Raw genomic sequence first — 12,215 nt, forward strand, 5'->3', positions numbered from 1 at the left:
TCGTGTGAGAACCGACCCAGGACTGAAATCTCCTGAGCACCTAACTGTTAGCATGGCGACGACCGACGACGCAGACGACACGGGTGAGACCGAGCGGGTCTGGCTGGTCGAACGCACCTACGGGGACGACGAGCAGAACATGATCATTCTCACGTACGCGACGCCGGACGGCCGGCGCGACTTCCGGAAGGAGCGCGCGCTGCCGAGTTTCACCGGCCCCGACCGGGCGACGCCGGTCTCGATAACGGTCGAGGATTCGAACCTCGGCACCGTCGACGACGAGGAAACGCGAGAGCGGTACGCGAACGAGGTCGAACGGATGGCCGAGAAACACGACCCCGACGCGACGCTCTGAACCCGCCCGCGCCACGTGCTGCCAGCACACTTATCCATCGGCTGTTCGACATCTGACGTGGTGACCAACTGGTGTCGAACATCGTACTCACTGCCGTCCTGTTGCTCGTCGGACTCGCGCTCACCGTCGGCGGCGTGTTCATCTACCGAACCGGACTGAAACTGTTCGGATTCCTGCTTGGCGGCGGCGCCGGCTTCTTCGCGGCCAGCGCCGCGAGCGTCGGGCCGATCCCGACCGTCGCCGGCATCCTCCTGCTGGGATTCGTCGGGCTCGTGATCGCACAGAAGATCTACGTGCTCATGCTCCTCGTCCCCGGTGCGGCGACCGGGCTCGGCGCTGCGCTGACGCTGACGGGCACGTCGATGTCCCCCGTCACGAACCTCGCCGATCCGGTGATCCTGGCTGGGCCAGTCATCGGGGCCGTCGTAGCGGTGCTCCTCCAGAAAGTCGTCGTGGTGTTCGTCAGCGCCGCCTGGGGCGCGTACCTGACGTGGGCCGCACTGGCGACCGATGCCATCGTCGCGTCGCTGACCAGCCTCTCGGTCCCGACGCCGCCGACGTGGGCGAACGCCCTGTTCGGCGTCGGCGTCGTCGTCCAGATTCTCACCTGGGCCGTCACGCGCCGCTACGACGACGGGGAACTGAAAGCGAAAGTGAAGGGCCTGTTCGGTCGCATCTCGGGCGGCGGGTCACGTCCCGAGCGCGGCGTGTGATCTATCGCGCGAGCGGCTGATTGTACCCGGTTTCTCGTTCTCTGACGACGTCCCAGGTCAGTTCACACTCGCAGGACACCTGCTCGAACACCGATGGGTCCTGCCGGAGGTCGAAGTCCTTGATCGCCGTCTGGACTTTGTCGTCGCACTCCCCGCAGTTGTGCGCGCCGCGGTCGCTGCCGTGGCCGACGGGATCGGAGACGACGATGGCGTCAACGTCGGCGGTCGACTCCAGTACCTCGGCGACCGACCAGAGCCACGGCGGTCGGTAGCCCCCGTCGTGGTACAGGTCTTCGACCATCGTGTGGCGCTGGACGTTCGTGGGGTTCATCGACACCGTGTGGCAGGCCTCCACGTCGGCGCACCGCCGCACGGAGCGTTTCATGTCTGCGATGGCCTCCGGCTCCGAGAGGAACGGGGGCTTCATCAGCAGATACGCCTTGATGCCGCCACCGGCCTCCTGGGCGTGTTCGGCCGCGCGCTCGAACTCCGAGAACTCGAAGTACTTGTTGACGCAGTCCCGACGGACGCGGTCCGTCGCGGTTTCGAGGCCGATCGCGACGTCGGTCTCCAGGCCGTGCTGGGTGAAGTCCTCGATCTTCTCCAGCTCGACGAAGTCCGGCAGCGACTCGACGACGATGCGATCGCGGTCGGCGAACTCAGAAGCGATCGCCCTTCGAGTTTCGGCGGGGACCTCGCGTTCGTCGAGGAACGAGCCGGAGGTGTATATCTTGATGAGGCCGGACTGGTCCTCCGCATTCTCGGCTTCGTGCTCCAGACAGACGTCGATCTGTGCCATGAGGTCTTCGTGGGAGACCGACCCGCCCTCGACTGACTCGGCGACGTAGCCACACATCGTGCAGCCCCCGGCGCGGGCCCACCGGCAGCCGCCGGTGTTCAGGATGATGGTCAGCGACTGGTAGACGCCGTCGGGCGTGTTGTCCTCGTCGATCCAGACCCGCGTGGGTTCCCGCGGGTCGTAGGTCTCGTCCTTCCGGGAGCGGATCTCCCGCATCGCCTTGTTGTGGGCGTCCATCCCCTTCCCCTGCTCGTAGACGTCGGGGCTCGGCTTGCTCATTACCCCTCGCTATCGGCCCGAACGGTAAAGGCTCACCGTCACGGCTGCCGGCTGGACACACCCAGCCCCGGTCACCAGACCACGAGAGCCCAGTCCCCTATCTCTGGCATCCGTTCGTTCCAGCACTGTCGACGCCCCGGCCCATATTCGAACCCAGTTCAATTTTAAACTCCATTATTGTATGCAAAAGGGCTTTATACAATATAATTAAACTAGGGGCCGTCCGAGTGGTCGATCACTCGGGACAGGAGAGATAGATGGCAAAGTCAGCACACACGGAGACAGCGACGGACAGAGACCCGGAATCGGCGCTGGAAACCGCACGCCACCAGTTAGAGCGCGCGGCGGCACACGTCGACGTCGACGAGGGCGTCATCGAGCGCTTGAAACATCCCACGAAGGTGCTCAGCGGATCGATTCCGCTGGAGCGCGACGACGGGACCGTCGAGGTGTTCACGGGCTATCGCGCACAGCACGACGACGTGCGGGGCCCGTACAAGGGCGGTCTCCGCTACCATCCGGACGTGACCGAAGACGAGTGCGTCGGGCTGGCGATGTGGATGACCTGGAAGTGCGCGGTGATGGACCTCCCCTTCGGCGGTGCGAAGGGCGGCATCGTCGCCGACCCCAAGGAACTGAGCGAGGACGAGCGCGAGCGACTCACCCGCCGGTTCGCCGAGGAGATGCGCGACTTCGTCGGGCCGACCAAGGACATCCCGGCGCCGGACATGGGGACGGACGCCCAGACGATGGCCTGGTTCATGGACGCCTACAGCATGCAGGAAGGCGAGACGGTGCCCGGAGTCGTCACGGGCAAGCCACCGCTCATCGGCGGAAGCTACGGCCGCGCGGAGGCGCCGGGTCGGAGCGTCGCCATCGTCGCACGCGAGGCGGCCAGCTACTACGACATGGACCTCGACGACGTGACCGTCGCCGTGCAGGGCTTCGGGAGCGTCGGGGCCAACGCGGCACGCCTGCTCGACGAGTGGGGCGCGACGGTCGTGGCGGTCAGCGACGTGAACGGCGGGGTCTACGACCCCGAGGGACTGGCGACCGAGGAGATCAACGCACACGAGGAACAGCCGGGAGCCGTGACCGACGTGGAGGGAGCACGACAGGTCACGAACGCCGAGTTGCTGGAGCTCGACGTGGACGTCCTCGTGCCGGCGGCGGTCGGGAACGTACTGACCGAGGCCAACGCCGACGCCGTGCAGGCCGACATCGTCGTCGAGGGAGCCAACGGACCGACGACGACGGCGGCCGACCGCATCTTCGCCGAGCGTGACGTGGCAGTGATCCCGGACATCATCGCGAACGCCGGCGGCGTCACCGTGAGCTACTTCGAGTGGCTCCAGGACATCAACCGCCGTCAGTGGACGGTCGAACGCGTGCGGGAGGAACTGGAGGAGGAGATGCTCTCGGCGTGGGCCGACGTCCGCCGCGAGTACGAGGCGCGGGACGTGACCTGGCGCGACGCGGCGTACATCGTCGCGCTCTCACGCGTCGCCGAGGCCAAGAGCACGCGCGGGCTCTGGCCGTGACCGCACGCGAATAACGGTTATCGAACGTCGTCCCAGTCGTCGGAATTGCCCTCGTGGAGTTCGCCTCTGGCGTGCTGTTTTCGCGGCCAGATCGTGATGACGATCATGAGTCCGTAGAACACGCAGAGCGCTCCGACCACGACGACGCCCGGAATGTAGGCGATGCCGGCGGCGGCGAGCCACGTCTGTTCGCCGGGTGTAAACGCCGTGATCCGGAAGAGCCACGCGACGAGCAACACGCAGAGCAAGGCGAGGTACACGCGACGGAGCCGGTTCGAGAGCGCTTCGCGAAACGAGATTTTCGTCGTCGGCGTGCGGAAGTCCTCGCTGAGTGCGACGCGCCAGTCGTGGTCTTCGACCTCGCGCGTCGGGTCGAGCGCGTTCGCGAACAGGTTCTCCTGCAGCATCCGGACCCGCGTCCGATACACGTCGTAGTGCTGGTACCGCCGCGCCTCGATGCCGAGGAAGGTCGCGACGGCACCGACCCCGATCAGGAGGATGTAGTGTGGGTTGTCGGTGTTCGAGAACGCCCACGTCAAGATAGCTGCCATCAACGTCACCGTCCACTTGGTCGTCTCGTCGAGCCGCTGGCGCCACGTCGTGACGCGCGACATCTCGCCCCGGTAGAAGTGGGCCATCACCGATCCGAGCCCCGTGTTCTCGTCGACCATCTCCCGGCCGATCTCCCGCTGTTCCGGGGCGGTCGGGTCGATGTCGTCGCGGTTTGACTCGCTCATTCGTGAGACACTCACTAGCGTAAGGGGCCAGCGCTCGATAAGCGTCGTCCCTCGTCTCGCGCACGCCACACGAATAGCACAGAACAGGTCGGCAGCGGAATCGGTCGAGCGGTCGCAGAACGTCAGACGCCGAACGTGGTCAGTCGCCGTCGAAGGTGTGAGCCTCGACGTGCGAACTACCACTGGAGAGGCGCGACTGGACCACCAGGCCGACGCCCAGCAGGACCCACAGGAGGACGATGCCCCACTCGAAGGGCCACTGGAGCGCCGAGGGCGCGCCCGGCAGGTACATCCCGGTGAACCCGAGCGTGAGCGCGAGCGCCAGGACGCCGACGGCCTTCCCGGCCGGGAGCTTCAGCGGTCGGTCCATCTCGGGTTCGCGGACGCGCAGGACGAGGAAGGAGATGACGACCATCACCCACGCGACGACGATTCCCAGCCCGCCTGCGTTGACGATCCAGATGAGCATCTGTTCGCCGAACAGCGGCGCGAACACCGACAGGCCGCCGATGAGCGCGAGCGCTCGCGACGGGGTGTCGGTCTCGGGGTTGACGGTCGCGAGCGTCTCCGGCAGCATGCCGGACTCGGCCAGCGCGTAGATGGCGCGGCTGCCGCCGAGCAAAAAGGAGTTCCAGCTGGTGAGGATGCCGGCGATGCCCGCCAGCGCCATGATCTTCCCGATAGCGGCGCTACTGAACAGCGCCTCCATGGCGGCGGCCGCGGGCAGCGGACTCTCGACCAGCACTGACCCCGGCAGCGCTCGCCCGGAGGCCCAGATGACGAGGATGTAGAACAGCGCGGCGACCGACACGGACGCGACGATCAACAGGCCGAGCGTCCGTTCGGAGACGTCGGCTTCACCGGCTGCCTGGGGGATGACGTCGAACCCGACGAACATGAACGGCGTCATGATGGCGACGGTGAGCACGCCAGCCATCCCGGAGTCGGCGAACGGCGGCGTCGACGTCGAGTGGCCGTTGGCCACCGCACCGATGGCCAGCGTGATGCCCGCGAGGCCGATGACCACCGTCAGGATCGTCTGGAACTGCGCGGCCGGCTGGACGCCCTTGTAGTTCAGGTACGTCATGACGATCGCGCCGACGCCGCCGACGAGAACCCACGTCCCGTAGACGGTCTGGCCGGCGACCGTCCAGAGCGGGAGCGCGTTGAACCCCGGTACGACGTACGCGAGCGACGACGGGAACGCGACGACCTCGAAGACGACGACGCCGACGTACCCCAAGATCAGCGACCAGGTACAGATGAACGAGCCGATCGGTCCCAGTGCACGCATGCTGTAGACGTGTTCGCCGCCGACGAACGGCATCGCCGAGGCGAGCTCGCCGTAGATCAGCCCGACGACGGCGACCATGAACGCACCGAGGATGAACGCCAGGACCGACCCGGTGACGCCACCCTGGTCGATCCAATACCCCGACTGGATGATCCATCCCCACCCGACCATGGCTCCGAACGCCAATACGAACACGTCGCGCTTGGAGAGAACGCGCGAGAACTTTCCGTCCGTTTGTGTGTCATCCATATGCAGTCGTTTTCAGACAGATGTATATATCTTACTGAGTTCAGGAATTAAGCTATTATTTGAACTTAATCCAACAGTAGGCGCAATAGTCAGACATAGTTGATTATAATTGAGGCAAGTTACGCTAGCAACATCTCGTAACGAACGGGACGCAAAAGCTCGCTCGGTCGCCAGGGGAGAGGGTGTCAGCCGTCCAGGACGACGTTCTGGAGGGCAGCGTCGCCGTCGCGGAGCGCCCGGACGTTCGACGCGACGACGTCGGCCAGGCGCGGCCAGTGTTGCGGCGTGTGTCCGCCGGTGTGTGGCGTCACGAGGGCGTTGTCGAGGCCCCAGAGCGGATGGTCGGCCGGGAGCGGCTCGGGGTCGGTGACGTCGACCGCTGCACCGCGGATACCGTTCGTCCGCAGCGCCGCGACCAGCGCGTCCGTGTCCACGACGCCACCGCGGGCGACGTTGACGACGACGGCCGAGGGCTCCAGCGTTGCGAGCGCCTCGGCGTCGATGAGGTGTCGCGTCAGGTCCGTCAGCGGACACGCGAGCACCAGGTAGTCCGTTCGCGCGAGCGCGTCGTGGACGGCGTCGTACCCCAGTACCTCGTCGGTCGGTCCGCCCTTCTCGGGGGAGTGACGGACGCCGACGGTGTCGACGTCGAAGCCGGCGAGGCGGTCGACGACGGCCGTGCCGATCGACCCGAGGCCGACGACGGTGACCGTCGAGTCCTTGAGTTCCGTCGACTGGACGTGTTGCCAGACGCCACGGGTGTTGCGCTCCCAGCTCACGTGGAGTCGACGGGCGAACGTGAGCAGGTACCCCAGGACCTGTTCGGCGATCCCCGGCGCGTGGATGCCGCTGGCGTTGGTCACCGTCACGCCCCGGTCGGCGAGCGCGTCGCGCGGCAGGTGGTCGGTCCCGGCGAACGTACAGGCGAACAGTTCCAGGGCCGCGGCGCGGTCCAGCAGGTCGCGGTCGATGGCGTTGCCGGTCACGACCGTCGCGTGGCGGACGAGGTCGCGTTCGGCAGCGGGCGTCGACGCACGCGCGACCGTCCACGCCGGGAGTCGGTCGGCGAGTTCGTCGGCGTACGCGCGCGTCGAGAGCCCCTCGGTGCCCTCGCGCAACACGAGGACGTCGGGCGAGTCGGCCATTCAGTCCCCGGCGACGACGGGTTCTTCCGGAACCGTGCCGTCGTCCCGCCAGCCGCGGATGTCGTAGTACTCGTCGAGTGCGTCCTCGAAGCCGGGGAGCTCGTATGGGAGGCGGTCGTCGCCGCGGTCGAAGCCGCGCTGGTTGTTGAAGTGGCGTTCGAGGGTGACGACCTCGGCGCCGATCGACAGCAGCTCGCCGATGTCCCGCCCGAACAGGCCCTCCAGCCGGTCGTGGGTCATGAAGTCACGCGAGAACCGGCAGATGATGCCACAGTCCTCCAGGGCACGCTGGTTCTCCTGCTGGACGAGCAGTTCGGGTTTGCCGTCCAGTCCGTCGCGGCTGACGGCGTCCTCGTCTGAGACGAGCGGGTACTCGTAGGAGTAGATCACCGAGAACATGTGGTCCGCGCCGCGGTTGGCCGTGGCGTAGGAGAGCCCCTGGCCGTTGAGCGTGCGGCCGTCGTGGGCGGGGAACTCCATGCCCTTGACGGTCCAGTTTTTCACGCCGAGTTCGTCGTGGAACCGGTCGATTCCTTCCGCGAGCAGGTCGCCCTCCTCTTCGCGGTGGGCGATCTTCTCGACCAGGTCCTCGATGAGGTCCGTGTTCCCGAACTCGTCGTTGGCTGCGAGGTACGCCGACACCACGTCGCCGGCGCTGATCGTGTCGAGGCCGTAGCGGTCGCACTGCTCGTTCGAGCGCATCACGTCGACCACGTCGTCGACGCCCGCGTTCGAGCCGAACGCCATCACCGTCTCGTACTCCGGACCTTCGGTTTCGATGCCGGCGTCCTCGTCTTTCGTCGGGAGCTTGCACGCGAACGCGCAGGCCGAACAGGTTCCCTTCTTGTACTTCTTCTCCTCGACGGCGTCGCCGCCGATCGCGCCGGCGCTCTCGAAGGACGTCTCCTCGAAGTAGTAGCTCGGCAGCGCCTCGATCTCGTTGGCGTACTCCGTGACGCTGGTGGTCCCCTGGCGCTTCATGATGTGGTCTTCCGTCGCGGCTTCGCGGTGAACGTCCATTTGCAACGGCGGGATCTCGATCTCGGGTGCGGAGTCGCCGCTGAACGTGATCGCCTTGACGTTTTTCGCACCCATGACGGCGCCGAGGCCGCCGCGACCGAACGCGCGCGTCTCCGAGGTCATAATGCAGGCGAAACGGACCTCGTTCTCGCCGGCCGGCCCGATGACCGCCGTGTTGTCCACGTCGATCTCCGGCCGCTCGGTGAGCGCGGCGACGGTCTCGGGCACCTCTGCGCCTTCCAGTTCCGGGACCGGTTCGAACTCGACGCCGTCGTCCGTAACGTGGACGGCGACTAACTCGTCGCTCGCACCGTGGAACTCGACGGCGCCGTAGCCCGTCGCGGCGAGGTTGCGCGAGAGGAACCCGCCGGCGTTCGAGGAGAGCAAGCCGTCGGTCAGCGGCGAGACGCCGGTGCAGTTCGTCCGGCCGGTGAAACTCATGGTCGACGCCTGCATCGGCCCGGTGGTGAAATACAGGCGGTTCTCCGGCGAGAGGGGGTCGACGTCGAACGGGATCCGCTCGTGGGCGAGTTTGGTGGCTACGCCCCGGCCCCCGATGAACGACTCGAGGACGCCGTCGATGGACTCGGTGTCTGTTCGCTGGGCGGTCAGATCTATCGACAGAAGGTCGCCCACAGTGTGCAGCATTACGCAGGGTATGAGAGTGCTGGATATTAAATCCACGCCATCAGTAGAACTAAATCCGACTTTTAGCTCGATACTGAAACATCATCCGAAGCCAGTGACTGCCGGGGAGCGGCGTTCGTTTGCCACCCGAACCGCCGGTTTGCTGCGGGAGATGTTCAGTAATATGGCCATATATCGTACTCAATACAAAGATTTAGTATCTAGTAGAATTGTGTTCTACCATGGCTGTAGAACAGGCGTTCGACGAGCTCCACTTCGCACAGGAGCCGAGTGTCGAAACGGCGATTCCCGGACCGGAGTCGAAGAAACTCCTCGAGCGACAGCGCGAGATCGACAGCAGCGCCGTCGCCTACCCGAAGGCCGTCCCCATCGCCATCGACGAGGCGAAGGGTGCGACGATCCGCGACGCCGACGGGAACACCTTCCTCGACTTCTTCGCCGGCATCGGCGTCCTGAACGTGGGCCACTCGAACCCCTACGTGCTGGAGGCAGTCCAGGAGCAGACCGAGAAGGTCACTCACACCATCGACTTCCCGACCGAAGCACGGCTCGACCTGATCGACGCGCTCAACGACATCGCGCCGGGAGCGCTCCCGGACAACAACCGCGTCGTCTTCGGCGGCCCGACCGGCAGTGACGCCATCGAGGCCACCATCAAACTCGCCAAGTACAACACGGGCGGCGACGGCCTCATCGCCTTCCGCGGCGCGTATCACGGCGGCAGCGCCGGCGCGCTCAGCCTCACGGCTGGCAAGAAGTACAAGGAGGACTACGCGCCGATGCTCCCGAACGTCCACCACGTGCCGTATCCCTACGCGCACAAACAGGGACTGGACCCCCAGGAAGCCAAGGACCGCGCCCTCGAGAACGTCCGAGAACTCCTCGAAGACCCCTACAGCGGGTTCGCGAACCCGGCGGGGATCTGGGTCGAGCCGATCCAGGGCGAGGGTGGCATCGTCACCCCGCCGGAGGGCTTCCTCCCCGGTCTGAAGGAGATCGCCGAGAACAACGACATCCCGCTGATCGTCGACGAGATCCAGACCGGCTTCGGCCGGACCGGCGAGTGGTTCGCGAGTGACCACTACGACGTGACGCCCGACGCCATGCCGATGGCGAAAGCGATCGGCGGCATCGGGCTCCCGCTCTCGGGGACGATGTACCACGAGGACCTGGACACGTGGGAGGCCGGCGGCCACGTCGGCACCTACCGCGGCAACGCCCCGGCGATGGTCGCCGGCGTCCGCGCCATCGAGTACATCCGGGACAACGACCTGCTCGCGCACTCGCGCGAGGTCGGCAGCTACATCCGCGACCGCCTGCGTGAGTCCGCTGGCGTCAACGACCGTCTCGTCGACGTCCGCGGAAAAGGGCAGTTCACCGGTGCCGAGTTCGCCGACGGCGAGGACCAGACCGGCAAGGAACTCGTCAAGGAAATCCGCCAGGACTGCTACGAGCAGGGCGTGCTCGTCTGGTCGGCCGGCCGCCGCGGCAACGTGCTCCGCCTGATCCCGCCGCTCGTTCTCACCCAGGAGCAGGCCGCCGCAGGGATGGATATCATCTGCGAGTCCATCGAACAGCACGCGCCCTGACCGTCGTCACGTCCCCGCCTCACCGCGGTGTAGACATCCCGACCAGCATACATTTATATGCCCCCACTATCATTGGACAGTATTCAGAAGTCGCCCATGGACGAGAAAGACATTCGGATTCTGACCACCATCGCCAGAGACGGCACAGCGAGTCCGGATAAGATCGAAGACGCGACCGGTATCCCGAAATCGACGGTGCACTACCGGCTCAACCAACTTCGCGAGTCCGGCGTCATCAAAAACGACCTCTACGACATCGATCTGGACAAGGTCGGCCTCTCGATCACGCTCATCTCGGAGATCTGGGCGGAGTTCGAGGAGGGCTATCACGACACCGTCGGCGAGAAACTCGCCGCCGTCGAGGGGGTCAACCAGGTATACTTCACCATGGGCGACACGGACTTCGTCGCCATCGCCCACGTCGCCAACCGCGAGATGGTCGAGGAGCTCGTCGAAGACTACGAAGCCATCGAAGAGATCGAACGCACCTCCTCGAAGTTCGTCATCACCACAGTCAAAGACGAACAGAACCCGCTCAACGACTTCGAGGTCGAGACGCTCGTCGACGCGCTGGCAGAATGAGAAAAACGCGCTTCTCTCGAATCTGATCCGAACCGCCCCGGTCAGATGATGTCGTTCTCGTCCAGTTCGTCGATCGTGCCGTAGTCGTACCCGAACTCACGGAGGACTTCTTCGGTGTGCTCGCCGAGCAGCGGCGGGTGGCGGTCGATGGCAGTGGGCGTCCGCGAGAAGTGCATCGGACTGCCCGCCATCTCGACGGTCCCGATGGTCGGGTGGTCGACTTCCTGGTGCATGTTCCGGGCCTGGACCTGGGGGTTCTCGAAGACGTCCTCCATGTCGCGGACGCGGCTGGCCGGGACGCCGGCCTCCTCCATCCGTGCGACGGCCTCGGCGGTCGAATACTGTGCGAACTCCTCGTCGAGAATCCGATCGAGTTCCGACCGGTTCTCGACGCGATCGGCGTTGACCGCGAAGCGCTCATCGTCGATGAGGTCCTCGCGGTCGAGGCCCCGGCAGAACTTCGGCCAGAGGTTCTCGGAGGCCGTCGCGACGACGACGTAGCCGTCGCTGGTCTCGAACGCCTGGTACGGCGCGATGGTGGGGTGTTTGCTCCCCATGCGCCCCGGCGGGTCGTCGGTCGCGAAGTAGTACGACGCCATGTAGGTCATCCAGGCGACCTGGCCGTCGAGCAGGCTGACGTCGATCTTCTGGCCGGTGCCGTCGCCGAACTCGCGGTAGAACAGCGCCGCGAGGATGGCCTGGGTGGCGTACATGCCGGCACCGATGTCGGCGATGGCGACGCCCACCCTGACGGGCGGCCCGTCTTCCTCGCCGGTGATGCTCATCAGCCCGCCTTCGGCCTGCATCATGATGTCGTAGGCCGGGCGGTCCTTGTGCGGGCCCCACTCGCCGTAGCCCGACAGCGAGCAGTAGACCAGTTCCGGGTTCTCCTCGCTGAGGGTCTCGTAGTCGAGGTTCCAGTCTTCCATCTTCCCGACGCGGAAGTTCTCGACGAGGACGTCGGCCTCGCTGGCGAGGTCGCGGAACACGTCGCGACCCTCCTCGCTGGCGAGGTTCAGCGTCAGCGAACGCTTGTTGCGGTTGACGCTGACGTAGTAGGCGCTCTCGTCGCCGTAGGTCGGCGGGTGCCAGCCGCGGGTCTGGTCGCCGCCGTCGGGGCGTTCGATCTTGATGACCTCCGCGCCGAGATCGCCCAGTTGCATCGTACAGAACGGCCCGACGAGGACGCGCGAGGCGTCGAGGACGGTCAGTCCGTCGAGGGGCTGTTCGTCGCTGTCTGGGGTTTGTGCTTCGCCGGTCATGG

Annotated in this window: 11 protein-coding genes; 5 read left to right on the forward strand and 6 right to left on the reverse strand. The window is 65.8% G+C overall.

Annotation, left to right across the window (positions count from 1 at the left end):
* Positions 1–52 precede the first annotated feature (52 nt).
* Positions 53–355 carry a DUF7967 family protein gene (locus tag MU553_RS10655; RefSeq protein WP_247377030.1) on the forward strand — a complete coding sequence of 101 codons (303 nt, stop codon included), beginning with the start codon at positions 53–55 and terminating at the stop codon, positions 353–355.
* Between the two features lie 71 nt (positions 356–426).
* A complete protein-coding gene (locus tag MU553_RS10660) occupies positions 427–1,068 on the forward strand; it encodes a hypothetical protein (protein WP_247377028.1) in 642 nt (213 codons plus the stop codon).
* A gap of 1 nt (position 1,069) precedes the next feature.
* On the opposite strand, the gene MU553_RS10665 is transcribed toward MU553_RS10660, so the two are convergent.
* Complete coding sequence (locus MU553_RS10665; protein WP_247377026.1) at positions 1,070–2,146, reverse strand: archaeosine biosynthesis radical SAM protein RaSEA; 1,077 nt, start codon at positions 2,144–2,146, stop codon at positions 1,070–1,072.
* Positions 2,147–2,403: 257 nt separating this feature from the next.
* Here MU553_RS10665 and gdhB point away from each other — a divergent pair, with 257 nt between their 5' ends.
* A complete protein-coding gene (gene gdhB / locus MU553_RS10670) occupies positions 2,404–3,687 on the forward strand; it encodes a glutamate dehydrogenase GdhB (RefSeq protein ID WP_247377023.1) in 1,284 nt (427 codons plus the stop codon).
* 17 nt (positions 3,688–3,704) lie between these two features.
* On the opposite strand, the gene MU553_RS10675 is transcribed toward gdhB, so the two are convergent.
* From MU553_RS10675 to MU553_RS10690, 4 genes are all read right to left on the reverse strand, one after another.
* A complete protein-coding gene (locus MU553_RS10675; RefSeq protein WP_247377021.1) occupies positions 3,705–4,424 on the reverse strand; it encodes a DUF2270 domain-containing protein in 720 nt (239 codons plus the stop codon).
* 139 nt (positions 4,425–4,563) lie between these two features.
* The gene (locus tag MU553_RS10680) at positions 4,564–5,967 is read right to left on the reverse strand and encodes an APC family permease (protein ID WP_247377019.1); all 1,404 of its coding nucleotides are present in this window, start codon (positions 5,965–5,967) and stop codon (positions 4,564–4,566) included.
* 185 nt (positions 5,968–6,152) lie between these two features.
* Entirely contained in the window at positions 6,153–7,112 is a 960-nt protein-coding gene (locus tag MU553_RS10685) for a D-2-hydroxyacid dehydrogenase (RefSeq protein WP_247377016.1), read from the reverse strand.
* Positions 7,113–8,780 carry an aldehyde ferredoxin oxidoreductase family protein gene (locus MU553_RS10690; RefSeq protein ID WP_247377014.1) on the reverse strand — a complete coding sequence of 556 codons (1,668 nt, stop codon included), beginning with the start codon at positions 8,778–8,780 and terminating at the stop codon, positions 7,113–7,115.
* A gap of 221 nt (positions 8,781–9,001) precedes the next feature.
* On the opposite strand from MU553_RS10690, the gene MU553_RS10695 reads away from it, so the two are divergent.
* Together MU553_RS10695 and MU553_RS10700 are read left to right on the forward strand one after the other, a co-directional pair.
* Complete coding sequence (locus MU553_RS10695) at positions 9,002–10,369, forward strand: aspartate aminotransferase family protein (protein ID WP_247377012.1); 1,368 nt, start codon at positions 9,002–9,004, stop codon at positions 10,367–10,369.
* Between the two features lie 96 nt (positions 10,370–10,465).
* Positions 10,466–10,951, forward strand: coding sequence for an Lrp/AsnC family transcriptional regulator (locus MU553_RS10700; RefSeq protein WP_247377010.1), 486 nt, complete (start codon positions 10,466–10,468; stop codon positions 10,949–10,951).
* Between the two features lie 41 nt (positions 10,952–10,992).
* Here the strand turns inward: MU553_RS10700 and MU553_RS10705 are convergent, their stop codons facing one another.
* Positions 10,993–12,213 carry a CaiB/BaiF CoA transferase family protein gene (locus tag MU553_RS10705; protein WP_247377008.1) on the reverse strand — a complete coding sequence of 407 codons (1,221 nt, stop codon included), beginning with the start codon at positions 12,211–12,213 and terminating at the stop codon, positions 10,993–10,995.
* Positions 12,214–12,215 lie beyond the last annotated feature (2 nt).

Source organism: Halorientalis brevis (assembly GCF_023077655.1).

Bases quoted from the DNA above. Each gene is read 5' to 3' on its own strand.
- gdhB (WP_247377023.1), top strand. From the start codon at position 2,404: ATGGCAAAGTCAGCACACACGGAGACAGCGACGGACAGAGACCCGGAA.
- MU553_RS10665 (WP_247377026.1), bottom strand. From the start codon at position 2,146: ATGAGCAAGCCGAGCCCCGACGTCTACGAGCAGGGGAAGGGGATGGAC.
- MU553_RS10695 (WP_247377012.1), top strand. From the start codon at position 9,002: ATGGCTGTAGAACAGGCGTTCGACGAGCTCCACTTCGCACAGGAGCCG.
- MU553_RS10680 (WP_247377019.1), bottom strand. From the start codon at position 5,967: ATGGATGACACACAAACGGACGGAAAGTTCTCGCGCGTTCTCTCCAAG.
- MU553_RS10675 (WP_247377021.1), bottom strand. From the start codon at position 4,424: ATGAGCGAGTCAAACCGCGACGACATCGACCCGACCGCCCCGGAACAG.
- MU553_RS10655 (WP_247377030.1), top strand. From the start codon at position 53: ATGGCGACGACCGACGACGCAGACGACACGGGTGAGACCGAGCGGGTC.
- MU553_RS10685 (WP_247377016.1), bottom strand. From the start codon at position 7,112: ATGGCCGACTCGCCCGACGTCCTCGTGTTGCGCGAGGGCACCGAGGGG.
- MU553_RS10705 (WP_247377008.1), bottom strand. From the start codon at position 12,213: ATGACCGGCGAAGCACAAACCCCAGACAGCGACGAACAGCCCCTCGAC.
- MU553_RS10690 (WP_247377014.1), bottom strand. From the start codon at position 8,780: ATGCTGCACACTGTGGGCGACCTTCTGTCGATAGATCTGACCGCCCAG.
- MU553_RS10700 (WP_247377010.1), top strand. From the start codon at position 10,466: ATGGACGAGAAAGACATTCGGATTCTGACCACCATCGCCAGAGACGGC.